Below are 25,151 nucleotides of genomic sequence, written 5' to 3'. Positions count from 1 at the left end.
CCTGGAGTATCAATAATATTAAAATGATAATCCTTTGTTGTTGGAGTAGGTTCTGCATTTTCTAATGGGAACTTCCAAGTACAAGTTGTAGCTGCAGACGTAATAGTAATACCACGTTCTTGCTCTTGCTCCATCCAGTCCATTGTAGCAGCACCATCATGCACTTCTCCAATTTTGTGCGAAACACCTGTATAATAAAGAACACGCTCTGTTGTTGTAGTTTTACCTGCATCAATGTGAGCTGCAATTCCAATGTTTCTTGTATATTTTAAATCTCTAGCCATGTCTTATTAAAATCTAAAGTGAGAGAATGCTTTGTTTGCCTCAGCCATCTTGTGAGTATCTACACGTTTTTTAACTGCTGCTCCTTCTTCTTTAGCTGCTGCTAAAATTTCTGATGCTAAACGCAATGCCATAGATTTTTCGTTTCTCTTACGAGAATAACTAATTAACCATTTCATTGCAGTTGAAACCTTACGATCTGCACGTATTGGATTAGGTATTTGAAATGTTGCTCCTCCAACTCTACGACTACGTACTTCTACGTGAGGCATAACGTTTGATAACGCATCTTTCCAAATTTCTAAAGCTGTTTTTTCTTCGTCTGTCTTCTTTGTATCTACGATGTCAATTGCATCATAAAACACTTTAAAGGCTACAGACTTCTTTCCGTCCCACATCATCATGTTAACAAATCTAGTTACTAACTGATCGTTAAAGCGAGGATCTGGTAAAAGCGGTCTTTTTTTCGCTGCTCTTTTTCTCATGTCTTCTTCTTAAGTTTTTAATTAACTTTTAGGGCGTTTTGCACCATACTTAGATCTACGTTGTGTTCTACCTGCAACACCTGCTGTGTCTAAAGCACCACGAACGATGTGATATCTAACTCCTGGTAAATCTTTTACCCTTCCACCTCTAACCAATACTATCGAGTGCTCTTGTAAATTGTGACCTTCTCCACCGATGTATGCATTTACTTCGTTTCCGTTTGTTAAACGAACCCTTGCTACCTTACGCATTGCTGAGTTAGGTTTTTTAGGTGTCGTTGTATAAACACGAGTACACACACCACGTCTTTGAGGACACGAATCTAAAGCAGCCGATTTACTCTTCTTGGTTATTTTGGCTCTTCCTTTTCGTACTAATTGTGAAATTGTTGGCATATAACTTTAATATAATTTTATGTTACCTCTCTTTAAGAGGGGTGCAAATGTAGTGATTATATTTAATTAATCAAATCATAACACATTAATTTTCAATAGAATTTAAAAATAAATCACAGCACCATATTATATAGTAAGTTTTTTACGTTATTTTATCCTCTAAAACATAATTATCACATCTTGAATCTAAAAACAGCAACATCAATACTTTTTATTCTTCTATTTCAATTTAGTTGGAGCCAAGAATTAGTTTTAAATATTTCTGGAATTGACTCAAAAGATGATAAAATTATTTCATATTATGATTACACTAAAAAGCACGAAACCCTACAATCATTAAAAGATGAAATAACACTATTTCAAAATAAACTTAAGAAGAACGGTTATATTAATAACACACTTTTTAGTATTAAAGAAAATAAAGACTCAGTTTTTTCAGTTTTACTACAATTAAATAACAAAATAGAATTTTTAGCTATAACACTAGATAGCTCTATTACTAAGCAAACCTATTATTCAAAATTGAATTTAAAAATAACCAAAGACAACGAAGTCATAATTCCTTACAGCAATATAGAAAACGAACTTATAAAGTATAATAAAATAATAGCCTCAGAAGGCAACCCTTTTTCGACATTAAAACTAAGCGACATTATTAGTCGTGATCAAAACACATTAACCGCTAAACTTATAATTAGCAATGACGACAATAAAAGAAGTCTTGATAAAATAGTAATTAAAGGATACGAAAAATTCCCGAAGTCCTTTTTAAAACGTTTTTTAAAAATTAATAAAAACAAGACCTTTAATATTGAAGCCATTAATAAAAAAACAAAATCATTAAACAATTTAAGTTTTGCAAGACAATCAAAAAGTCCTGAAATATTATTTACTAAAGATTCCACTCACCTATATCTTTATTTAGAAAAACTAACAAGCAATAATTTTGATGGATACATTGGATTTACCACAAACGAAAACACAAATAAAATTGAATTTAACGGATACCTTGATTTAAGCTTAAATAATAATTTAAATTACGGAGAAACCTTGTACCTAAATTACAAGAGCGATGAAAGTGACCAAAAGAATTTCAATCTTACCACCACTCTGCCTTACGTATTTTCATCGCCAATAGGTATTGAAGCATCGTTACAAATTATAAAACGAGACTCCTCTTTTATAAACACAAAACAAAAAGGAAGCCTTTACTACCAATTAAACGACGCTAATCGCATATATGCAGGAATTGAATCCACCGAATCGAGCAACTTATCAAACACAGAAGGTTTTACTAACATCATAGACTTAAACAGCCAACTTTTTACCATAAAATATCAATACAAAACATTACAAACCGCAGAAAGAATTTTCAAAACAAAAACCGATTTAAGCTTAGAGCTTGGAACAGGCTCAAGAAAAACAACCACAAACAACACTAAGCAAACCTTAATAACCATTATTGGAGAGCACATATTTAAATTAAATCACACCAACAGTATTTATACTAAAGCACTGATACATAGACTTGAATCTGATAATTATTTTGACAACGAGCTATATAGGTTTGGAGGAATAAATAACATTAGAGGTTTTACCGAAAACAGCCTAAGTGCAAACAGCCTTAATATGCTAATGACAGAATATAGGTACACGTTAAGCGAAGGCGTGTTTGTAAATACAGTTTTAGACTATGCCAACTTTAAAAACCAACTACTAAACCAAAATGAAAATCTTATAGGTTTTGGCTTTGGATTTGGCGTTTTAACAAACAGCGGATTACTACGTTTTATATACGCTAATGGTAAGACAGAAAATGAAACAGTAAAATTCTCAAATTCTAAGATACACCTAAGTTTAACTGCTAATTTTTAGGTAAAACTTATGTTATTATTGAATATTTCAAAAAAAAAATGAAATTTTAACCAATAAATATTGTTTAATTAACTTTTTATTATGATTTTTGGCATAGACTAATTCAAATAAATTATAAAATGAAAACAAAGTTTAGTGGAATTTTAACGCTATTTCTAGCGTTTGTTGTGCAACTATCGTTCGCACAAGACAAAACAGTTTCAGGAGTTGTTTCTGACGAAAATGGGTTGCCTTTACCTTCGGCAACTATTGTAGTTAAAGGAACTTCTCAAGGAACGACAACAGATTTTGATGGTAATTACTCTATTGGTGTAACAACTGGTGGTGTTTTAACATTTAGTTATGTTGGTTACGGTACTAAAGAAGTAAAAGTTGGTGCTAGTAACAGTATTAATGTAAGCCTTGAGCCAGATAATGCTCTTGACGAAGTAGTAATTACCGTTTTAGGTATTGAAAGAAAAGCGGATGAGCTTACTGCTGCTACTGAAACTGTAGACGCAGAAGTGCTGACACAGGCTTCTAACCCTAACGTAATACAGAGTTTAGCTGGTAAAGTATCAGGATTAAAAATTAACACAACTAATAACGGTGTTAATCAATCAACTCGTATTGTATTAAGAGGTAACAGATCGTTAACAGGTAGTAACGAAGCGTTAATTGTAATTGATGGAGCGATTTCTTCAGCAAATACTTTAGCAAATCTTTCGCCTGAGATCATTGCATCTACAAACGTTATTAAAGGAGCTGGAGGTAGTGCACTTTACGGTTCTCAAGGAGCAAATGGTGTAATCATCGTTACTACTAAAAGAGGAACTAGTGATGAAAAAATCAAAATTGATTTTAACAGCTCAATCCAATTTGAGTCAGTTTCTTTCTTACCAAAAAGACAGACTAAATACGGTCAAGGTTGGAATGGTGGTCACGTAGCTTATGAAAACGGAGGATGGGGTCCAGAATTTGATGGATCAATAATGCCTGTAGGTTTAGCGCAAGCTGATGGATCTTACATTATGGCACCATATTCTGCTATTGAAGACAATATTAAAGATTTCTTTAAAACAGGTACAATTAAGCAAACAGGAGTTTCTATCTCAGGTGGAGATGCAACATCTTACGCTTTATTATCTGTTAACAGACAAAACACTGATTTTGTTGTAGATGGAGATGAATTAGGTAGAACAAACATCTTATTTAAGGCTGGTAAAACAATCGGAAAATGGGAATTAGGTGGTAACATTAACTATGTTAACTCTAAAACAAGTACTACTACTTCTGCTTTATTTACTGAGTTATTACAAACTGCAACTAACATTCCTGTTGGACAGTTTTCTCAACCTTTAAATCAATACCACTGGACATCATATTACAGAAGTCCATACTGGATGAGAGATAACATCAGAAACAATGATGAGTCTGATCGTTTTAACGGTATCATCAATTTAAAATACCAAATTAATGATAACATTAATGTAAGTTCTCTTTCAAGTTTAAGAACTTTTAGCAGCAACTTTTTAGGATATACTAATGGATATACTGACCTTTTAGGTGTTGGTGGTGGAGATCACTCTACTGTATCTAACTTTAGTACAAACAATCAAGAATCTAAGAATATCTATAACGATATCTTCTTAAACTTTGATTATATGTTAAATGATGATGTTTCATTAAAAGCAACATTAGGTAACAACATACAAGATAACTTATCTACATTCACAAGTGTTGCAGGTAGTAACTTAACTATCCCTGGTTTTTATAACATTGACAACATTACAGGAACACCAACAGTATCTAACAGTACTTCTAGAAACAGAAGTTATGCTGTATTTGCAAGTGTGGATTTAGGATATAAAGATTTCTTATTTGCTACTTTAACAGGTAGAAATGACTGGACTTCAAGATTAAATAGTGATAACAACTCTTTCTTCTACCCAAGTGCAGGTTTAGCATTCATTCCAACTAAAGCATTCCCAGAATTAAAAGGAGATGTTTTAAACTACGCTAAAATATCAGCTAACTACGCAAGAGTAGGTAATGACCGTGTAGGAACTTATGAAATCAACAATACTTACAACCAAGTTAGTGGATTCCCTTTTGGAGGTCTTAACTCTTTTGGTGTAGACACAAGTGTAGCAGATCCAAACTTAGTTAATGAGTTTATTACAAACAAAGAGATAGGTTTAAACTTAGCATTCTTTAAAGGAGACCGTGTAACAATTGGAGCTTCTTACTATGTAACAAATAACACTGACTTAGTAACAAACGTTACTTCATCTACAGCTTCTGGATTAACTCAATCTACAATTAACATTGGAGAAACAGAAACTAAAGGTTACGAAGTTGATTTAGGTATTACACCAATCAGAAATGATAACTTTAGATGGGACTTAAACTTTAACATTGCTTCTGATGAAACAATCGTTAAGAAAGTATCTGATAACACTGATGAAGTTTCATTAGGAAACGGAAATGCAGATGTAGGTATCTTCGCTACAGTAGGTGAAGCTTTCCCTTTAATTAAAGGTACAGGTTACCAAAGAGATCCTAATGGACGTGTCTTAATTGACCCTTCTACAGGAAACCCATTAAAAACATCTGAGTTTATTAATTTAGGAGTTGCAAACCCTGATTATGTATTAGGTTTAAGTACTTCTTTAACTTATAAAGGATTTAGATTAGCTGGTGTATTTGATTACAGAACAGGAGGTCAATTCTGGGCTGGTACTAAAGACTGGTTATCATGGAGTGGACACTTAGTAGAATCTGCTGAAAACGGAAGAAGAGGATTTATATTCCCTAACTCTGCTATCGAAACTTCTCCAGGAGTTTATGCTGCTAACACAAACGTTGTTACAGGTGGAACTACTTACGCTAACTACTTAGATTATTTCTCAAATGAATATAGAGATGTATCAGAAAACTTTGTATTAGATGCAACTGCATTTAAAGTAAGAGAGCTTTCATTAAGTTATAGCCTTAACCAAAAAGCATTAGATGCTATTGGATTTAGCTCAGTAAGAGTAGGTGTAAATGCAAGAAACCCGTTTGTTGTATTACCTAAAGAAAACAGAGGATATGCTGATCCAGAATTCTCTAACACTACAGGAAATGCTCAAGGTTTAAGTGTATCTGGACAATATCCAGCAACTAGAAGTTACGGACTAAGTGTTAATTTAACTTTTTAATAAAATTCAAAGATGAAAACAAAATTTAATATTATATTATTAGTAATTCTTACAATTACTATGTCATGTAGTAATTATTTGGATATCAATGACAATCCAAATAGTCCATCTGCAGATGTTGTAACGCCTGATTTAGTATTAGCAGGTGCATTAGCATCAACATACAGACAACAAGCTAGAAGAATGAACATTCTAGGAAACGTAATGATGAACAGATGGGGAGCTAACGTAAATGCTTTTACAGGTGGTTTCTCTGAAGAATTCTCATTAGCGATTGATAATGGATTTTACGATGACATTTACGATGGTCTTTATTTAACGACTGCTAACTTTCAAGCAATCATAGATTACGATGGTAGTGAGTATAACAACCATAAAGCGATTGCTAAAATTATGAAAGCATATTACTTTCAGTATTTAGTAGATTTATATGGTGATATTCCTTACACAGAAGCACATAAAGGTATTGATAACTTAACGCCTTCTTATGATGATGATGCTACGATTTACAGATCTTTAGTAACTGAAATTGATGAAGCAATTGCTTTAATAGCTTCTTCTGGATCAGCAACAGCTGTAGGATCAGAAGATATCGTTTACGGTGGAGCAATGTCAAATTGGGCTACTTTAGGTAACACAATTAAATTAAGATTATTATTAAGACAAGCAACAAAAGCTTATACTTTAGGAAATGATGCTGAATTAGCAACATATTTAGATGCACAATTTGCTGCACTAGATGGTAGTAACTTTATTGCTGTTGATGCTGTAATTAACCCAGGATATTCTGATGGCCAAGTTGCACAACAAAATCCATTTTACGCTTTAATGTTTTCTAATGATGAGTCTACTTCTGTAAGTTATAATTTTTACAGAGGATCTGATTACGCAATTGAATTCTTAAAAGGTAACTTCCCTGGAGCTGTACCAGATGCTAGATTAAGTGCACTTTACGGATTAAATGATGATGACCAATACGTTGGACATACACAAGGTTTCGATGGTACTCAATCTCCAGAAAGTCTTTCTCCAATTGGACCTGGTTTAGTAATAAACTCTGCTCAAGATGGTTATTTAATGACAGCTGCTGAATCTTTCTTATTACAAGCGGAAGCGCAGTTAATAGGTAAATTAAGTGGTGATGCTCAAACATCATTCCAAGCTGGTATTGATGCTTCTTTCAACTTATTTGGATTAGATTCATCTACTTATAACCCAACTGCTCCAACTATTGGATGGGCTGGAACAGATGCTGAGAAAACTGAAGCTATCATGAGACAAAAATGGGTTGCTTTAAATGGAATTAATGGTATGGAATCTTATATCGAGTTTACAAGAACTGGATATCCTACAGGAATACCTTTAGCTACAACAGCGCAATCATCAACTAGACCAAAAAGATTATTATATCCTTCGTCTGAGTTAATATCAAATGCTTCTAATGTTCCTCCAGTAAGCAGTGCACAAGCATTTGCAACAGGACCATTCTGGGCACAATAAACTATAAAAAAGAAAAGAAATGAAAAATTTAAGAACTTATTTGTTAGCAGTTTTAAGCTGCTCGCTTTTAGCATCATGTATCGTTGATGACGAAATTGATGTAGACAATGAAACATTTAACGGTCCTTTAGTAGTTGGTTTTAAAACTGACGATAACTTAGGGAACTTTGTTGAAGAGCCAGGTGCTCAGTTTGATTTTGATATTCCTGTTCACCTTATCGGTGGACAATCAGGACAACCTTCAGGATCAACGATCACTATGTCTTATGAAATTGGAACATTTGCAGATTTAAAAATATCTGAAGATGAATTAGCTGATTTAGAAACAATGTTAGATATTAATAATACACCACTTGATCCAAGTGATGATGTTAGAAAATATCCTATAGCTGTTCCTGGAACACATTTTGACTGGGTTGATACAACTTTAGAAACAACTATACCTGCTAACTCAACATTTGATTTAATTCCAATTAAAGTTAATAACGATGCTTTAGATAATGCAAAAACTACTGTTTTTGTAGTTAACCTAAAAACATTAGTAACAGTAGATAACGTAGTAATTTCTGAGCAATTAGAATCTACTTTAGTAAGATTACAATTATGTCGTACTGATTTAGCTGGAACGTATAGTGTAAACTATGCAACACCTGCTAACCACACGATTGTACACTTAGGAGCTGGTAACTATGAATTAAATAGTATGTTTGGATGGCCAAACAACACTTACAAGTCTTACTTCTATGCTTGTGCTGGTAACTTAATCTTTACTGAATGGCAATTTTCTAACGAAATTATCCAAGGTAGTCCAGGTTATGTTGACCAAGCTACAGGACAATTAGTATTCCCTGAATTTGGTATTGGTGGATCTGCTGGACCTATATATTCTGGAAGTACTTGGATATTAACTTTACAATAAAAAATATAAGACGATGAAATACATTAAAAATATATTATTATCATGTACTGTTGTAGCGCTTACATCATGTGTTAATGATGATGTAAATTACACTACTACAGATAAGCCTACTGTATCTATGACAGGGCAATCTGCTACTAGTATAATGGAAGGAGAGACAATTACTGTTTCTTTAACAACAGATGCTACTTATAAAGAAGAAATGGACTTTAAACTAGAATTAGTTTCTGGTGGTTCTAACTCTGACTATATAGTAAGTGATGCAGATGGTTTACCAGTTGGTGCAACATCTGTGGATGATGGTTTTGGAGCGTTTGGTTACAAAGTTGAATTTCCTGCATATGCAGAAAACCATACTTTTAACATTACTGCTGTACAAGACGTTTTAAAAGAAGGTACTGAAAATTTAAGATTTAAATTAACAAGTGCTGATAACAAAAATGGATTAGCTGCAGGTGGAGCTATCTTTATTGACTTAGAGGTGACTAACTTTGTTAGTGATTTACCATCTATCGTTGTTGATTGGGATATCCCTGTAACTTATGTGACATTAGAACAAAACATTCTTGAAACTACATTAGATGATGTAGAGGTTTCTCACACTGAAAGTTTATGTGGAATTGCAGATTTTGACTTTAATTTAAGCTCTTTTGATGCTTACGCATTTACAGGTGATTGTCCTGAAGTTGTTGATCAAAATACAATAAATAGTGGAAGTATCGGAAACGGTGTTTTAGCCGATGGTACTTACGACTTAATTGTTGACTTATGGGATTTCGATTTAGGTTTAGATGCTGATGTTAATGAAATATTAACTGGAGATTTTGCTTTTCCTTTAAATGTTGAAATTTCTCATATTGGAACTTTTAACTCTGGAGTAATAAGTATTCCTGCTTTATACTTCTCTAACACTGGAACAAGTAATGGTGGTTCAGATGGAACTAGAGTAGTTGCTACGATTGAAGTAGTAGGTGGAAAATATAAAGTTTACGATATGTTAGGTGAACTAGTTGCTGCTGAGTAATTATTATATTTCTTTTAAAAGAAACTCATTAAAGAGCCTGCAATTTGCAGGCTCTTTTTTTATACCTTTGCGTCATGGATAAAACAACTCAAATATTTGGACTTAGAGCTATTATTGAAGCTTTAAATGCTGGCGAACATGTAGATAAAGTCTTTTTGCAAAAAGGACTTAAAGGCGACTTGTTTCAAGAATTAGAAACGGTATTAAAAGACAAAAGAGTTAACTCGTCTTACGTTCCGGTTGAAAAATTAAATAGATTAACAAAAAATAATCACCAAGGTGCTGTTGCACAAATTGCTCCTGTTAAGTTTTATGATATTGAGGAGTTGTTTGACATGGTGTCTAAAAAAAATACAACTCCGCTTTTTTTATTATTAGATCAACTTAGTGATGTTAGAAACTTTGGTGCTATAATACGTACTGCAGAATGTACTGGAGTAGACGGAATAATAATACAAAGTAAAGGTGCTGCTCCTGTAAATGGTGATACTATTAAAACAAGTGCTGGTGCAGTATTTAAAGTGCCAATTTGTAGAGTGGACCACATTAAAGACGCTGTGTTTTTTCTGCAAGCTTCAGATATTAAAGTTATTGCTGCTACAGAGAAAACAGATAACACCTTATTTGATGTTTCGTTTAAAGAGCCTTGTGCTATTATAATGGGATCTGAAGGTCGTGGTATAAATCCATCTATATTAAAAATAGCTAATGAGAAAGCTAAACTACCTTTATTAGGTGAAATAGAATCTTTAAATGTTAGTGTTGCTTGTGGTGCCTTTTTATATGAAGCGGTAAGACAACGTCTATAATTCCTTGTTTTTTTTATACGTATAATTGATAGTAACTGGAAGTGTTACTTCTGGAAGATTGTTTTCAGGTAACTCCTCCTCTACTATGGTTTCGATAAAATTACCGTTTTCATCAAAATGTTTTAAAAACTCGTCATCGTCTTCGTTGTAATCGGGTTCTTCCCAAACATATCTTTTAGGTTTTGCTATTTGTTTTCTAAAAAATAAAGCAAATACTAATCCCACGATTAAACCACTTAAATGACCTTCCCAAGAGATACCTTCCTCCAAAGGAATAGTATTCCATATCATACTACCATATAAAAAAGCGACTAGTAAGGACAATGCAATTAGCCTATAGTGTTTGGCAAAAACACCTTTAAAAAAAACAAAACTAGCTAATACATATATTAATCCGCTTGCTCCTATGTGGTATGATGGTCTACCAATGCACCAGGTTAAAAAACCAGATAATAGTATGCCATACAACAGTACTTTAAACGCGATAGGTCTATAAAAATAAAACAAGGCTGTACTTAACACAAATAAAGGTATGGTATTATGCCATAAATGGGAAATCCCAGAATGTATAAACGGACTGCAAATCACGCCTATTAATCCTGTTATTTTTTGAGGGTAGATGCCTAAAAAATTAAGGGAAAATCCAAACCTAATTTCGATTGCAAAAATTAACCATAGCAATATTACAAACCCTATTGGATAAGCAATAACGTCTATGGTAAACTTAAAAGGTTCTTGTTGTTTCATTTGCAATACATATAGCAAATAGTTAACCACTTTTAATGTCTTGCAATAATGTCAGTCGGTTACTGCGTGAAGGATTACTCATGAATACTATTTTGAAAGAAATCGTGATGACTTCGTAATTGAATGGTTTGTCTGAAATCCTTTTTGCCTTAGCCAAAAGATTGAGTAATGAAAGCCTGACTTTTTTGTTAAGAATGCGCAAAAAAGACACGCCTAAACAAAAATTAATTTAATTTTACAGTTATGAACACGCCTTTAGCAGAACGATTACGTCCACAAACTTTAGACGACTACATAAGTCAGTCACATTTAGTAGGTCCAAACGGGACTTTAACCAGTCATATTAATCAAGGCATTATACCTAGTATGATACTTTGGGGACCTCCTGGTATTGGAAAAACAACGTTGGCTAATATTATTGCGCAAACCTCTAAGCGTCCTTTTTATACTTTAAGTGCAATTAGCTCTGGTGTTAAAGATGTGCGAGAGGTTATTGAGAAGGCTAAAAATAGTGGTGGTTTATTTACTGCTAAAAACCCAATTTTGTTTATTGATGAGATTCATAGATTTAGCAAATCACAGCAAGATAGTTTGTTACAAGCTGTAGAAAAGGGTTGGGTGACGTTAATTGGTGCAACGACTGAAAATCCAAGTTTTGAGGTAATATCGGCATTATTGTCACGCTGTCAGGTTTATATTTTAAAAGCTTTTGAAAAAAGTGATTTAGAGGACCTTTTAAAGCGTGCGATTGAAAAAGACGAGTACTTATCTAAAAAGACTATAGAACTTAATGAAACGAGTGCTTTATTGCGTTTGTCAGGTGGTGATGCTAGAAAACTTTTAAACATCTTTGAACTGGTTGTTAATAGTGAGGATAAACCTATTATTACAATAACAGATGCTATGGTTTTAGACAAGGTGCAAAATAATACTGTGCGTTATGATAAAACTGGAGAGCAGCATTATGATATTGTGTCTGCTTTTATAAAATCCATTAGAGGTAGCGACCCAAATGCTGCTGTGTATTATTTGGCTAGAATGGTTGAAGGTGGTGAGGATGTAAAGTTTATTGCTAGACGTATGCTAATTTTGGCTAGTGAAGATATTGGTAATGCTAATCCTACTGCATTGGTTATGGCTAATACAACGTTTCAGGCTGTAAGCACGATTGGTTACCCTGAGTCTAGAATTATATTAAGTCAGTGTGCCACTTATTTAGCAAGTTCGCCAAAAAGTAATGCTGCTTATATGGCTATTAACCATGCTCAACAATTGGTTAAACAAACTGGAGATTTAAGTGTGCCTTTAAATATTAGAAATGCACCAACTAAATTAATGAAAGAAATTGGTTATGGCGAAGACTACAAGTACAGCCATAATTATGAAAATAATTTTGCTAGTCAAGAGTTTTTACCAAAAGAGGTTAGTAATACTAAGTTATACGACCCAGGAAATAATGCTAGGGAAAATGCCCAACGCGACTTTTTAAGATCACGTTGGAAGGAAAAATATGGTTATTAAAACTTAATATTAATTGCCTTTATCTGTAGGTCATTATTAACGTAATGAGCCAAAACCCATTGATTATTCATTTTATAGATTAAAGCGTCTTGTCCTTTTACAATGTAATAATCCTCTTTACCCGAAAATAGAATAGTATAAACGACAGTGTTATTTGCGTCTAATAGATTATAACTAAATACAAATCCTGTTATTAATTGCGCTTTTAAGGTGTTATCTACTGTAGTAGCTGCTTCTAAATTACTATTGGATTTGATAGCTGTATTGGTTGCTTTAATAACCTCATCTTTAGTATCATCTTTAGTAGTTACTTTAGGACTCTCTTCAGTTACTTTATTAGCTTTTAAGGTTTCTATTTCTTGTTTTAGCGCTTCCACTTGCGTTTTTGTACTATTTTCTGTTGTCGCTTTGTAGGTGTGCTCAAAACTTGAAAAGGTATTAAATGCATTACGTGTTGCTTCGTTATAGGCTACGATGTACTTTTTATCTCTAGACTCGCCAATATCCGAAGTAAAAACAATTTCTTTTTTACAGTTTTCAAATTGGACGTTTACTTTGGTCTTAAATAATGAAGATGAATTTTTTAATGTTGCATACAATACTAAACAACCATTAGCTATAGCGTCGTCTGGTAAAACATCGGTATTACTAAATACAGTGAAATTTTGTTTTTGTAATAAAAACGTAGTCAAACCATTTAATCTATATTGATCAGGTTCTGACTGAAAATCAAATTGATTAGCAACTACAACATACTTGTAATTATTTAACTTGTCTTGTGCGTTAACACTTGTTAGTAAGCTTACTAACAGGATTACAATTACACTTACTTTATTTGAAATTTTCATAATTATAAATATTTTTTAATGTCTAATAAATGATTAACAACCTTAATTTCTGGACTAATTTCTGCTTTATGATAATTAAAACAAATGGCATCCAATCCAATATCTAATGCGCCTAAAATATCTGCTTCATAATTATCTCCTATCATGATACTGTTAGAGGAATTGGCATTAGCTAACTTTAATGCAAAGTTAAAAATTTGAGGGTTAGGTTTTTTAACACCTGCAACCTCTGCACTTGTAACTGTAGTAAAATAATGATCTAACTTAGATCCTTTTAATTTATTGTTTTGTGCTTCCTTAAATCCATTTGTAATAATATGTAGATTATATTTGGTTTTAAGGTAATCCAACAACTCTATAGTACCATCAAATACATGATTAAAACTGCTTAGATGGTTAATATAATCTTCAGATATTGTGTTAATCAAATCATCTTCAATACTAAATTGCAATGCATCAAAGGTTTCTTTTAATCTATAGTAACGCAAGTTGTCTTTAGATACTTTTTCATCTCTATATAGTTTCCAATATTTAAGATTTATGGGTTCGTAAAATTTTAAAAAATCGGCTAATTTAGTATTAACCTCATGTTTCTTAAAAAGAAAATCAAAGGTTAAAGCAGAGTTTTTATCAAAGTCCCAAAGCGTGTGATCTAAATCAAAAAATATATGTTCTACTTTATTTTTTTTTAACATCTAAAATAATATTGAATAAGGTTTTAAAATGTTTCCAACGTTCTTGTTTATTAAAGGTGTAGTTATGAAACACAGGTACAAAAGTACCATTTACATTTTTGATACTTTTAATTAATCTTTTTAAAGATTGTTGTTTATCTAATAACGAATGATATTTTAAAAACGCAAAATCTAATGCTTGATAAGGTACAATTTTAAGCGGTGTTTGCACTTCAAAATCTACATCATAAAATAAAAATGGAGTACACGTTCCGGCTCTAAACCCTAAATGATTAACATAACCCATGGTATAGTCTTCAGGAATTTCTAACTCGACTAAATTACGATAAGATTCTGGTAAATTAACTTTAGAAAACGAGTGTCTAGAACCCACTATAGCATTGTTTATAATACCTTCCATTCTTGTTTTTTCTTCTTTTAATAAATCTAAATTAGTTAAAGCAAAAAAAGAGGTCTTGATACCTATTTTGCAATAATCAGCAATGTGTTTGATTAACGAAATAAACTTTTGCTTTTGAGGATTTATATTTTTATCATAGGTTGAAAAATCGCCTAATAAAAAGAAAAACACAAACTTATATTTTGAAGCTTTTTGCTTATTAATAATATACTTGTAATTATCCAATGGATCACGCTTAAAACCGGTTAAAACCGAGTAACGCTCGTACAAGCGTCTAAATTTAAAAGTGAAAAAATCTTTAAACGTACCTCCTACAGTGCGCATTATTCCTTTTAATTTATACTCGTAAGCCATAGGAACATCAATAACAGGAATTACAGTATACTTTTGTTCTGGAAAGCTAAAATCTGGATAAGTCGCTTTTAAAATAGCTTTAAATTTATATGCCCAAATATCTACTACAGGTTGGTCTAAAAAGTTGTTTTTATATGCTAAACTCTCTTCTGCTGTGTAGCGTCCAAACTCGTCTTTAAGGTGTGGTAAATATTCTTCATACCTACTAATTAAATAAAAAGAGGCTGCAAAAATATCAAATGGTACTGCACTTTTATCTCCTGTTGGAAAAAAACATTTTGTGTCTTCCCAAGGTAAGACTGTTATATCAATATCTGATAATCCTTGCTCAAATAGCAACTCATTGCTACGCACAAAAATCTCGTTACTTAAAGGCTGTCTTGTATAAGACATTTTTAAGCTATCATGTGCAATAAACTCTTCAATAACTGTCGTAAAACTAACAGGTACTCCTAAGATTCTAGTACAAATTTGTTTAAAAACATACTTTACTCTAGGTGTTATTTTATGTGTATAAACTAATAGCATATTACAGTATAGATTGATCTGCAAAGCTAAAATAACTTTGCTCTGTAATGATTAAATGATCTAAAACTTTTATGTCTAAACTTTGCGCTGCTAATTTTAATTTTAAGGTCACATCCTTATCTGCTTGACTAGGTTTTAAAGTTCCTGAAGGATGATTGTGTGTTAATATTAAGCCTACTGCTCCAACCTCTAAAGCTGTTTTTAAAACTAATCTAGTGTCTACTAATGTACCTGTTATTCCACCTTTACTTAGTTGGCTTTTGTGAATTACTTTATTTGAATTATTTAAATAAATTATCCAAAACTCTTCATGTGGTAACTCGCCAATAATAGGTTGCATCAATTCAAATACAGATTTACTAGAGGTTATCTTCTTTCTTTCTAGTGCTTCTCCTCCTCTACGTCTTCGTCCTAACTCCAAAGCAGCAATAATGGTTATAGCTTTGGCTTCTCCAATTCCCTTAAACTCCATTAATTGTTTTATGGTCAGTTTTCCTAATTGGCTTAAATTATTGTCTGTAGACGCCAGAATACGCTTACATAAAGCAACAGCGCTTTCTTGTCTATTACCAGATCCTATTAAAATGGCAACCAACTCGGCATCACTTAAGGCGACTTTACCTTTGTAAAGCAGTTTTTCTCTAGGTTGATCGTCCTGAGACCAGTTTTTTATTGAAAATGAAGTACTTTTATCAGACATTTTATAAATCTACACAATATTTAGTAAATTTTAAATGAAATAAAATACTTTGAACTTATAACGTTATAAATCTATTGTATCCTCCAGCAAAACATCAAGAAAATGATAAAGGACACTTATTAGAAGTGATAAAAACATATCCTTTAGCAACTATTATATCTGTAAAAGATAACACACCTTTAATTACACATTTACCATTAATATATCGTGAAACTGATGGTAAATTAATTGGCCACATTGATATATATAATCCACAAACTAATCTTTTAAAGGATGAAAACGAAGTCACTATCCTTTTTTATGGCCCACAATGCTATATATCGCCTAGCATATATACAACTACTCAATTACCAACTTGGAATTATATTAGAGTACATTTAACTGGAAAAGTGACTAAAATTGAAAGTACTGAAGCTTTAAAACAATCGTTGATTACCATGACTGAATTTTTAGAAGCTCCAGAACACAACTATGTTTTGGAATCCGACAATCCAAGATTAGATAAAAATTTAGAGTATATTAAAATGTTTGAAATCACAATAGACACTTGGGAAGGCAAGTTTAAATTGTCTCAGGATAAAAAACCAAAGGATAAGGAAAATGCACGTGAAGCCTTAATAAAAGCTAACCAAGAAAGCATTAAACAATTTTTAGATTCAATTTTTTAAAAATATAATTATGGATATACTATTAAACCTTGTTATTGGATTTGTAACGTTATTACACGTATACTTTTTATATTTTGAAATGTTTGCTTGGGAAACTACAGGTCGTAAGGTTTTTAAAACTTTTCCAAAAGCGCTTTTTAAACCTACTAAAAGCATGGCTGCCAACCAAGGCTTGTATAATGGGTTTTTAGCTGCTGGATTATTATGGACTTTTTTTATAACTAATCAATATTGGCAATCCAATATTAGATTGTTTTTTTTAAGTTGTGTCGCTATTGCTGGTATTTATGGAGCGATGAGTGTTTCTAAAAAAATATTTTTTGTACAAGCACTTCCTGCTATAATTGGCATCCTAATGGTACTATTTATTAATTATTAAAAATACTCGCTATACTGCATGACCCTAAAATCAAAAGTATTAAAACTTGGGTCTTTAGCTTTTAACTGCTTATATAATGGATTACTACCAATAGCGATATTTGCTGCTCCAGATCCTGAGGTTAGTGATACAGTTTTAATTAATCGCTCTTTTTTATTACTGAATAAATTAGCTTTAATGTTATCCACTGTGTTTACAGCATTTGGTAACATAAATTGATGAATTTTAGGCGTGATTTTGGATACCAACTTTAAAGAAATATTATAGTCTTTAATATGTTTTCTAAAAAAATATTCAGGTCCATTTTTGCTGTTTCCGCCTGTAAACAATAAGGTGTCAATATTTGGATACTTTAGTAAATAACCAATTAAATCGCGTAGTTGTATATTAGTCATGCCTAGGTCTGAAGCATCCATTTTTTCTCGTTCTGCACTAGCTACAATATCACAAACACCAATTTTATTTTGAATTAAAAAACGCTTGCGTTGTTGGATGGCTTCTTGAGAGTTATCATAAAGCAAACCTAAACTGTGAATTTTATCAATATATAACCATAAACTGTTATAATAGCTTCCATAGCAAAAGTCTACATCTTTTTCTAATAATTGTCCAGTAGTAAAACGTGGTGGTGGTAAAGTCCCGACTATTAGCTTAGTGGTATCTTTTTTAATAAATGGTGGATATGGATGTATATGTTTAAACATCGTATAATTTAAGTATAAAATAAAGTCCAAATAAATTTTATAACAACTTTAATAATATAACCTTGTTTAAAAATAGTGCTTTTACTACCTTATACTATAATTTTAAAATAAAAAAAACATGGGTAAAGGAGATAAAAAATCCAAACGAGGAAAAATTAACAGAGGTACATTTGGCACTAGACGTCCACGAATTAAAAAACGTGTAAAACCTGAAACCAAAATTAATGTGGACAAAAAAGATACGGTTAAACCTTAAACCGTTCTCCTATTTTTTTACCAACTACATAAGCACCATAAATTGCTAAAATCAATATTACTATAGTACAAAAAATATACAGTGGATATAATATAAAGTTATGCTCTGAATTTAAACATATAGTGTCTGTTATACAAACAGTAATTACCTGATCGTATAATTTAGGCAGCAAAAAGCTAACTAACAATAAAGCACCTATTACAGAAAGCAAATACGTGACATTCTTATTTTTTTTAGGCTTCCCTGTTGCTTTAAATAAATCGCGTTCTGATTGTGTACGTTTATTATCTTGTAAAGACCAAGTCTTTTTGGGTTGAGAGGTTTCCATCAAATTGATAATTATTGTAGTTAAACTTTTTTAAATCTTCTATGGTTTGAGCGTTAGTATCAATAACGTATTTAGCCATTAAACCTCTAGCCTCTTTGGCATAAAACGATATTATTTTAAGTTTACCGTTTTTAAATTCTTTAAAATTGGCTGTTACGACTGGTACTTTAAGTGCTTTTGTATCTATTGCTTTAAAATACTCGTTACTGGCTAAATTAAGAAACACTTCGTCGTCTTCTAGTTCTTGGTTTAAGGCTTTGACTATATCTTTTTTCCAAAATTCGTATAGATTTTTATTACTTCCTACTGGCATTTTTGTTCCCATTTCTAGTCTGTAGGGTTGTATTAGGTCTAACGGTTTTAAAACACCGTATAAACCGGATAAAATCCTGATAGTATCTTGAGCAAGGTCTAACTTATCTGCTGCAATATTATAAGCGTCTAACCCTTTATATACATCTCCATTAAAAGCATACATTGCTGGTCTAGCATTATCCTTTGTAAAAGGTAGTGTCCAATCTTGATTACGGTTATAATTTAATTGTGCTAAATTATCGCTAATACTCATTAATTGAGATAGGTCTTTAGGCTTTTGCTTTTTTAATACCTTATTTAGTTTTGTAGATTGCTCTAAAAAAAGAGGTTGTGTCGCTTTTACTGTAGGTAATTTGCTTTCAAAATCAAGGGATTTTGCTGGAGATATAACTAGTTTCATTGTGTTTTTATTTCTGATATAAAAATACAAATTATATGATCTTTATAAAAGCTGAAACTATAGTAATTTTATATATTAAAATGTGTGTTTACTATCGCTAGTCTTTGCGTTAGCGATAGTAATGACATCCTTTTTTTGCTGCCATATATGGCAAAAAAAGATATAATGGATAGCGCGACCCTTGTGGTAACGCCCAAATTATATTTTATAACTTATTCCATGTGTTTGGAATAGCCTCTCCACTTTTCAATACATTCCTGAATATCGTCTGGAATTTCAGACTCAAAACTCATAAATTTATTTGTTGTAGGATGCACAAAGCCTAGTGTTTTTGCGTGTAGTGCTTGACGTGGTAATACTTTAAAACAGTTGTCTACAAATTGCTTGTATTTGGTAAACGTGGTTCCTTTTAGTATTAGGTTTCCGCCATAACGCTCGTCATTAAACAAGGTATGTCCAATGTGTTTCATGTGGACACGTATTTGGTGTGTGCGTCCTGTTTCTAGCTTACAACTGACTAAAGTAACATAGCCTAAACGCTCTAAAACCTTATAGTGTGTTACTGCTGGTTTACCTTTGTCTGCATCGTCGTCTAAGTATACTGTGTTTTGCAGTCTGTTTTTTGGGTGACGTCCAATGTTACCCTCTATGGTACCTTCTTCCTCATCCATATTTCCCCAAACTATTGCGACATATTCACGCTCGCTTGTTTTAGCTTTAAACTGTGCTGACAAATGTGCCATAGCGACTTCCGTTTTTGCTACAACTAATAAACCTGATGTGTCTTTATCTATCCTATGTACTAATCCTGGACGATCGCTAGAGTTGTTAGGTAAATTATCAAAATGAAATATTAATGCATTAATTAATGTCCCAGAATAATTACCATGTCCTGGATGGACAACCATACCTGCTGGTTTGTTAACAACTAGCAATTGGTCGTCTTCATAAACAACATCTAATGGTAAATCTTCTCCTACCAATAGGTTTTCGTGTGGTGGATGCTCAAAACGCACTGCAATAACGTCTTCCGGTTTAACCTTATAATTGGATTTAACTGGTACGTCATTTACAAATATGCTTCCGTTTTTGGCTGCATCTTGTATTTTATTACGTGTTGCGTTTTCTATTTTGTTCATTAACCATTTGTCTATACGTAATGGTTTTTGACCTTTATCTGCTGTAAAAGAATGATGTTCAAATAATCCATCTGCATCTTCCTCTTGTAATTCTGGTGTGTAGTCCTCCATAATTTAATTGCCTCCAGGACGGTTACCGTTACCTAGCACGACATCTATTACTGCTGTTTTAGGCAGTTTTGTGTTAGGTTTTAATGTTTCTCCTTTATGACGTAATTCTCTAACCATATCTTTACCAATATGGTCAACATATATTGTTTTTCCTATTTTAAAGCCTAATGCTTCAATTGTTGGTTTTGCTTGTCTAAAACTTTTATGACTTAAATCAGGCACTGCTATTTTACGGTATCCTGACGGATTTAATGTAATGTATATTTTACGGTTTTCTTTAACTTTAGCGCTTGCTTTTGGGTCCTGCTCTATTACAGAAAACTTTGGGTAATCGGGATTAAAATTAGCCGAGTCCTGAATTTGCATTACCAAGTTGTTTTTTTCTAACTCTATTTTTGCAACTTCTATCGATTTTCCTGTCAAATCCGGAACCGTTTCAAACTCGTTATTATTTGTAGTAATGTTTAACCACTTAAGCATTAAAAACACTAAAACAACCACAGCGACTACTGCTATTGCTAATTGCTTAAAAAACACTTTACTTTTAAGAAAATTGATGACACTCATTTAACTAATTTTTGTAGGCAAATATATAAAAACTAAAAGGTTTTATCTTCGGAATAAAATAAATGATATTTTTACAAAACGAATATTTTAATGGTTTATTGAATATCTGAAATAATTTAGATTTAAATGAAAAAAAACATTGCCATAATAATGGGAGGTTATTCTAGTGAATATAAGATCTCTCTTACCAGCGGAAACGTGGTATATCAAAATTTAGATAAGGTTAAATATAACGCCTATCGCATACATATCTTTAAAGACAAATGGGTTTATGTGGACGATGCAGACCAAGAATTTGCTATTGATAAAAACGATTTTTCTGTAACTATAAACAATACTAAAGTTACTTTTGATTGTGTTTTTAATGCTATTCATGGTAGTCCTGGAGAGGATGGTTATATGCAAGGCTATTTTAAATTATTAAACTTACCGCATACCAGTTGTGGGATGTATCAAGCTGCTGTTACTTTTAACAAAAGAGATTGCTTAAGTATTTTAAAGCCTTATGGTATTTTAACTGCTGAAAGCTATTACCTAAATTTAGGTGATTCCGTTAATGAAGAGGATATTATTACTAAAGTTGGATTACCTTGTTTTGTAAAGGCTAATAAAGCTGGAAGTAGTTTTGGTATTACAAAAGTGCACAAAAAAGAAGACCTACAACAAGCAATTAACCATGCTTTTAAAGAGGATGACGAAATAATTATAGAATCTTTTTTAGATGGTACTGAGGTATCTGTAGGTGTTATTACTTATAAAGGCGAAACTAAAGTTTTACCAATCACAGAGATTGTTAGCGAAAATGTTTTTTTTGATTACGAAGCTAAGTACCTTGGTAAATCTCAAGAAATAACACCTGCAAGATTAACTAAAGCACAAGAAGCCAAAGTAAATACTGTAGCTAAAAAGGTCTATGAGGTTTTAAGAATGACTGGTTTTTCTAGAAGTGAATTTATTTTTAAAAATGACGAACCTCATTTATTAGAAATGAATACCATTCCTGGTCTTACTAACGCTAGTATTTTACCACAACAAGCGCAAGCTGCAGGAATTAGTATGCCTGATTTATTTGGAAATGCTATTGAAGAAGCTTTAAAATAAATAGCCTATATTTAATAATTAACCAAATCCCCAAACACTATGGTTTTTTACGGAAGTAAAGCTAGTAAACTTAAAGAAGGTCAACTTATAAATGTAAAATGTCCCAATTGCATAGGAGGACAAACTATGCATTATGCTATTTATGGCAAATATGCTTACGTATATTGGATCCCTTTATTTCCTATAGGTAAAACTTATGTTTTAGAATGCAACCATTGTAAACGCACCTACAACCTAAAAGAATTACCTGAACAAATAAAACAAAAGTTTGAACTAGAAAAAACAGGCGTTAGGTTTCCGTTATGGTATTTTAGTGGATTGATAATTATTACTCTTGCTATTTTAGTCGCAACATACTTAAGTAAAAAAGATGACGAAAATGATACCTTGTATATTAACAATCCTAGGATTGGAGACGTGTATTCCGTTAAGGCTTCACAAACTGGATATTACACATCTATGAAGGTTATTACAGTCACATCAGATAGTATTTACGTCATTTTTAATGATTATGAAATAGATAGAAAATCTAAAATTTATAAAATAAATAAAACAGAAAATTATACCACAGAGCTAGATGGTTACTCAAAACAGGAAATAAAAACCCTTTTTGAGCAAGAGTACATTTACGAAGTGGATAGAGATTAAACTAAGATAATTATGAAACGAGCACTTTTTCCTGGATCCTTTGATCCTATCACATTAGGTCATTTGGATATAATAAAACGTGGCGTAAAACTTTTTGATGAAGTAGTTGTGGCTATAGGTGTTAACTCTGAAAAAAAATATATGTTTTCTTTAGAAGACCGAAAACGTTTTTTAGAAGACACCTTTAAAGATGAACCTAAAGTAAAAATAATGACCTATAAAGGTCTTACTATTGATTTTTGTAAAGAGATTAATGCTCAATTTATTTTACGTGGTTTACGTAATCCTGCTGATTTTGAGTTTGAAAAAGCAATTGCACATACTAACAGAAAACTATCAAAAATAGAAACTGTATTTTTATTAACTGCTGCCAGAACATCCTACATAAGCTCTAGCATTGTTAGAGAAGTAATAAGAAACAATGGTGATTACACTGTCTTAGTACCAGATAGTGTTAGGGTTAAATAACCTCACAATAAAAAAAGGCGAGCATCAAATGCTCGCCTTTTTTTATTTAAAATTTATATTCTGATAGTGGTTTAGGGAAATCTTCTGGATTAGCTGCTAAATGATACCTAGGATCATCAATAGCCTCTACAACAACCTCTCTAAACTTAGGACTAGATTTATATAGTAATACTTTACAATCTTCGCTTAAATGCTTTAAACGTATTTGCTTACCTTCTTTCTCATACTTTTCAACTAAATTAAAAATAGCCTCTAATGCAGAATGATCACTCACACGAGATTCAACAAAATCTATTTCTATTTTCTCTGGATCATTTTTAGCATCAAACTTATCATTAAACGCTTGAATACTTCCAAAAAATAATGGTCCCCAAATTTCGTAAACTTTAGTACCATCTTCTTTAATACGCTTTCTAGCTCTAATTTTTGTTGCGTTTTCCCAAGCAAATACTAATGCTGAAATTATTACACCAATAAACACTGCAACTGCTAAATCGACAAATACTGTAACTAAGGATACCGTTATTAGCACCACTGCATCAGACATTGGTATTTTCTTTAAGATTCTAAAACTAGACCATGCAAAAGTTTCGATTACCATCATAAACATTACACCTACTAAAGCTGCAATTGGCACCATTTCTATTAACTTATCTGCAAACAAAATAAAGGACAATAAAGTCACAGCCATCATAATTCCTGATAATCTACCACGTCCACCTGCATTAATATTAATAACCGTTTGACCAATCATACCACAACCACCTGTACCACCAAACAATCCTGACACAATGTTTCCTGCACCTTGCGCCACACATTCTCGGTTACCGTTTCCTCTGGTTTCTGTTAATTCATCAACTAAATTCATAGTCATCAAAGACTCAATTAATCCAACAGATGCTGCTAAAAATGCAGGTAAAGCAATAAATTTCAGAGTATCTAAATTAAATGGTAATTTTTCCCAAAGCTCCATATTTGGTGTTGGAAACTCTCCTTTTAACCCTGTTCCTCCTCCTTCAATAATATAAGACCCTACAGTAGACACGTCCATATTAAATCCAATAACAATTAAACTGGTTACTAAAATAGCAGTTAATGCTGCAGGCAACTTTTTGGTTATTTTAGGTAATCCCCAAATAATTCCCATAGTTAATAATACCAATCCAATCATGGTATACAACTCAGAGCCTTGCATGTAGGTACTAACATATTCGTTTACTCCTGCATCAGACACTTTTAAGGATTTATGAGAAAACATTTTTACTTGAGCCATAAAAATAACGATAGACAAACCGTTTACAAATCCCATCATTACAGGATGCGGAATCAATCTAACAAAACGTCCTAATTTAAAAACACCTGCAAAAATTTGTATAATTCCCATTAAGACCACACAAGCCATCAGATAGAAAAAACCCATGTTTTCAATAGGTGTATCCATTAACATCCCTTTGGTATGACCATCCGCAATCATAGTTACAAAAATAACTGCTACAGCTCCTGCTGCTCCAGATATCAAACCTGGTCTACCTCCAAAAATAGCTGTTATCAATCCTATAATAAAGGCACCTGATAATGCCATTAAAGGATCTATTTGTGCTACAAAAGCAAAAGCCACTACTTCTGGAATCATTGCTAAAGACACGGTTATTCCTGCTAATACATCATCTTTTGCGTTCGGAACTATTTTTCTAATAAACTCTGTCATATCTTCAATTTTTCAAGCTGCAAAAGTACGTTTAATTACAACAATCACAAGTCTATAGTATTATATTTGTGTAACCGTTATTTAAAAATACAAT

The 25,151-nt window shown here is 32.3% G+C and carries 26 protein-coding genes; 13 read left to right on the top strand and 13 right to left on the bottom strand.

Annotated features, from left to right (window positions below; all coding sequences use genetic code 11):
- The 3 genes from B2989_RS00435 to rpsL form a co-directional block, all read right to left on the bottom strand.
- Positions 1-284, bottom strand: a 284-nt coding sequence (locus B2989_RS00435; RefSeq protein WP_292942499.1) for a GTP-binding protein, incomplete at its 3' end; no start/stop codon positions are given.
- 6 nt (positions 285-290) lie between these two features.
- Positions 291-767, bottom strand: a complete 477-nt coding sequence (rpsG, locus tag B2989_RS00430; RefSeq protein WP_028283867.1) for a 30S ribosomal protein S7 — start codon at positions 765-767, stop codon at positions 291-293.
- Positions 768-788: 21 nt separating this feature from the next.
- A complete protein-coding gene (rpsL, locus tag B2989_RS00425) occupies positions 789-1,163 on the bottom strand; it encodes a 30S ribosomal protein S12 (RefSeq protein WP_028283866.1) in 375 nt (124 codons plus the stop codon).
- Positions 1,164-1,343: 180 nt separating this feature from the next.
- Here rpsL and B2989_RS00420 point away from each other — a divergent pair, with 180 nt between their 5' ends.
- The 6 genes from B2989_RS00420 to rlmB all read left to right on the top strand — a co-directional run bounded on the left by B2989_RS00420 (position 1,344) and on the right by rlmB (position 10,472).
- A complete protein-coding gene (locus tag B2989_RS00420; RefSeq protein WP_292942489.1) occupies positions 1,344-3,038 on the top strand; it encodes a hypothetical protein in 1,695 nt (564 codons plus the stop codon).
- A gap of 119 nt (positions 3,039-3,157) precedes the next feature.
- Positions 3,158-6,220 carry a SusC/RagA family TonB-linked outer membrane protein gene (locus B2989_RS00415; RefSeq protein ID WP_292942486.1) on the top strand — a complete coding sequence of 1,021 codons (3,063 nt, stop codon included), beginning with the start codon at positions 3,158-3,160 and terminating at the stop codon, positions 6,218-6,220.
- A gap of 12 nt (positions 6,221-6,232) precedes the next feature.
- Entirely contained in the window at positions 6,233-7,720 is a 1,488-nt protein-coding gene (locus B2989_RS00410) for a SusD/RagB family nutrient-binding outer membrane lipoprotein (protein WP_292942483.1), read from the top strand.
- A 19-nt stretch (positions 7,721-7,739) separates the two neighbouring features.
- On the top strand, positions 7,740-8,639 hold the full coding sequence (locus B2989_RS00405; RefSeq protein WP_292942480.1) for a hypothetical protein: 900 nt from the start codon (positions 7,740-7,742) through the stop codon (positions 8,637-8,639).
- Between the two features lie 13 nt (positions 8,640-8,652).
- Positions 8,653-9,663, top strand: coding sequence for a hypothetical protein (locus tag B2989_RS00400; RefSeq protein WP_292942477.1), 1,011 nt, complete (start codon positions 8,653-8,655; stop codon positions 9,661-9,663).
- Between the two features lie 74 nt (positions 9,664-9,737).
- Positions 9,738-10,472 carry a 23S rRNA (guanosine(2251)-2'-O)-methyltransferase RlmB gene (rlmB, locus tag B2989_RS00395; protein WP_191100506.1) on the top strand — a complete coding sequence of 245 codons (735 nt, stop codon included), beginning with the start codon at positions 9,738-9,740 and terminating at the stop codon, positions 10,470-10,472.
- On the opposite strand, the gene B2989_RS00390 is transcribed toward rlmB, so the two are convergent.
- A complete protein-coding gene (locus tag B2989_RS00390) occupies positions 10,467-11,219 on the bottom strand; it encodes a rhomboid family intramembrane serine protease (RefSeq protein ID WP_292942469.1) in 753 nt (250 codons plus the stop codon). The two genes, rlmB and B2989_RS00390, sit on opposite strands and share 6 nt — an antisense overlap.
- A gap of 243 nt (positions 11,220-11,462) precedes the next feature.
- Here B2989_RS00390 and B2989_RS00385 point away from each other — a divergent pair, with 243 nt between their 5' ends.
- The gene (locus tag B2989_RS00385; protein ID WP_292942466.1) at positions 11,463-12,740 is read left to right on the top strand and encodes a replication-associated recombination protein A; all 1,278 of its coding nucleotides are present in this window, start codon (positions 11,463-11,465) and stop codon (positions 12,738-12,740) included.
- On the opposite strand, the gene B2989_RS00380 is transcribed toward B2989_RS00385, so the two are convergent.
- Genes B2989_RS00380 through radC form a run of 4 tightly spaced genes read right to left on the bottom strand, consistent with a single transcriptional unit; the run spans position 12,737 to position 16,265 of the window.
- The gene (locus B2989_RS00380) at positions 12,737-13,588 is read right to left on the bottom strand and encodes a hypothetical protein (RefSeq protein WP_292942463.1); all 852 of its coding nucleotides are present in this window, start codon (positions 13,586-13,588) and stop codon (positions 12,737-12,739) included. The genes B2989_RS00385 and B2989_RS00380 overlap by 4 nt on opposite strands.
- Before the next feature lie 2 nt (positions 13,589-13,590).
- Positions 13,591-14,283 carry a YjjG family noncanonical pyrimidine nucleotidase gene (locus tag B2989_RS00375; RefSeq protein WP_292942460.1) on the bottom strand — a complete coding sequence of 231 codons (693 nt, stop codon included), beginning with the start codon at positions 14,281-14,283 and terminating at the stop codon, positions 13,591-13,593.
- Positions 14,267-15,565 (bottom strand): polysaccharide deacetylase family protein, encoded by a 1,299-nt coding sequence (locus tag B2989_RS00370; RefSeq protein ID WP_292942457.1) that lies wholly within the window; start codon positions 15,563-15,565, stop codon positions 14,267-14,269. Before B2989_RS00370 ends, B2989_RS00375 begins: the two co-directional genes overlap by 17 nt.
- 1 nt (position 15,566) lies before the next feature.
- Complete coding sequence (gene radC / locus B2989_RS00365) at positions 15,567-16,265, bottom strand: RadC family protein (protein WP_145000942.1); 699 nt, start codon at positions 16,263-16,265, stop codon at positions 15,567-15,569.
- A gap of 74 nt (positions 16,266-16,339) precedes the next feature.
- Between radC and B2989_RS00360 the strand changes: the two genes are divergently transcribed.
- Positions 16,340-16,933: an FMN-binding negative transcriptional regulator gene (locus B2989_RS00360; RefSeq protein ID WP_145000943.1), complete on the top strand. Its 594-nt coding sequence runs from the start codon at positions 16,340-16,342 to the stop codon at positions 16,931-16,933.
- A gap of 10 nt (positions 16,934-16,943) precedes the next feature.
- Positions 16,944-17,312, top strand: coding sequence for a DUF1304 domain-containing protein (locus B2989_RS00355; protein WP_292942453.1), 369 nt, complete (start codon positions 16,944-16,946; stop codon positions 17,310-17,312).
- Here the strand turns inward: B2989_RS00355 and B2989_RS00350 are convergent.
- The gene (locus tag B2989_RS00350; protein WP_292942450.1) at positions 17,309-18,016 is read right to left on the bottom strand and encodes a uracil-DNA glycosylase family protein; all 708 of its coding nucleotides are present in this window, start codon (positions 18,014-18,016) and stop codon (positions 17,309-17,311) included. The genes B2989_RS00355 and B2989_RS00350 overlap by 4 nt on opposite strands.
- Positions 18,017-18,134: 118 nt before the next feature.
- Here B2989_RS00350 and B2989_RS00345 point away from each other — a divergent pair, with 118 nt between their 5' ends.
- On the top strand, positions 18,135-18,272 hold the full coding sequence (locus tag B2989_RS00345) for a 30S ribosomal protein THX (RefSeq protein WP_145000950.1): 138 nt from the start codon (positions 18,135-18,137) through the stop codon (positions 18,270-18,272).
- A gap of 284 nt (positions 18,273-18,556) precedes the next feature.
- Here the strand turns inward: B2989_RS00345 and yaaA are convergent, their stop codons facing one another.
- The 3 genes from yaaA to B2989_RS00330 form a co-directional block, all read right to left on the bottom strand.
- Entirely contained in the window at positions 18,557-19,315 is a 759-nt protein-coding gene (gene yaaA, locus B2989_RS00340; protein WP_292942447.1) for a peroxide stress protein YaaA, read from the bottom strand.
- Positions 19,316-19,527: 212 nt separating this feature from the next.
- Positions 19,528-20,565 carry an RluA family pseudouridine synthase gene (locus B2989_RS00335; RefSeq protein ID WP_145000955.1) on the bottom strand — a complete coding sequence of 346 codons (1,038 nt, stop codon included), beginning with the start codon at positions 20,563-20,565 and terminating at the stop codon, positions 19,528-19,530.
- A gap of 3 nt (positions 20,566-20,568) precedes the next feature.
- The gene (locus tag B2989_RS00330) at positions 20,569-21,132 is read right to left on the bottom strand and encodes a PASTA domain-containing protein (protein ID WP_145000957.1); all 564 of its coding nucleotides are present in this window, start codon (positions 21,130-21,132) and stop codon (positions 20,569-20,571) included.
- A 126-nt stretch (positions 21,133-21,258) separates the two neighbouring features.
- Here B2989_RS00330 and B2989_RS00325 point away from each other — a divergent pair, with 126 nt between their 5' ends.
- The 3 genes from B2989_RS00325 to coaD are packed head-to-tail and all read left to right on the top strand — an operon-like array spanning position 21,259 to position 23,349.
- Positions 21,259-22,233: a D-alanine--D-alanine ligase gene (locus B2989_RS00325; RefSeq protein ID WP_292942440.1), complete on the top strand. Its 975-nt coding sequence runs from the start codon at positions 21,259-21,261 to the stop codon at positions 22,231-22,233.
- Between the two features lie 39 nt (positions 22,234-22,272).
- Positions 22,273-22,881 (top strand): zinc-ribbon domain-containing protein, encoded by a 609-nt coding sequence (locus B2989_RS00320; RefSeq protein WP_292942437.1) that lies wholly within the window; start codon positions 22,273-22,275, stop codon positions 22,879-22,881.
- Positions 22,882-22,893: 12 nt separating this feature from the next.
- Positions 22,894-23,349 (top strand): pantetheine-phosphate adenylyltransferase, encoded by a 456-nt coding sequence (gene coaD, locus B2989_RS00315; protein ID WP_145000963.1) that lies wholly within the window; start codon positions 22,894-22,896, stop codon positions 23,347-23,349.
- 46 nt (positions 23,350-23,395) lie between these two features.
- Here coaD and B2989_RS00310 read toward each other — a convergent pair whose 3' ends face one another.
- Positions 23,396-25,057 carry a SulP family inorganic anion transporter gene (locus tag B2989_RS00310; RefSeq protein ID WP_145000965.1) on the bottom strand — a complete coding sequence of 554 codons (1,662 nt, stop codon included), beginning with the start codon at positions 25,055-25,057 and terminating at the stop codon, positions 23,396-23,398.
- Positions 25,058-25,151 lie beyond the last annotated feature (94 nt).

The sequence above is a fragment of the Olleya sp. UBA1516 genome, assembly GCF_002323495.1.
GTDB lineage: Bacteria > Bacteroidota > Bacteroidia > Flavobacteriales > Flavobacteriaceae > Olleya.
The sequence above is the reverse complement of the archived record's forward strand: the minus strand, read 5'-3'. Positions and strand labels throughout refer to the sequence as shown.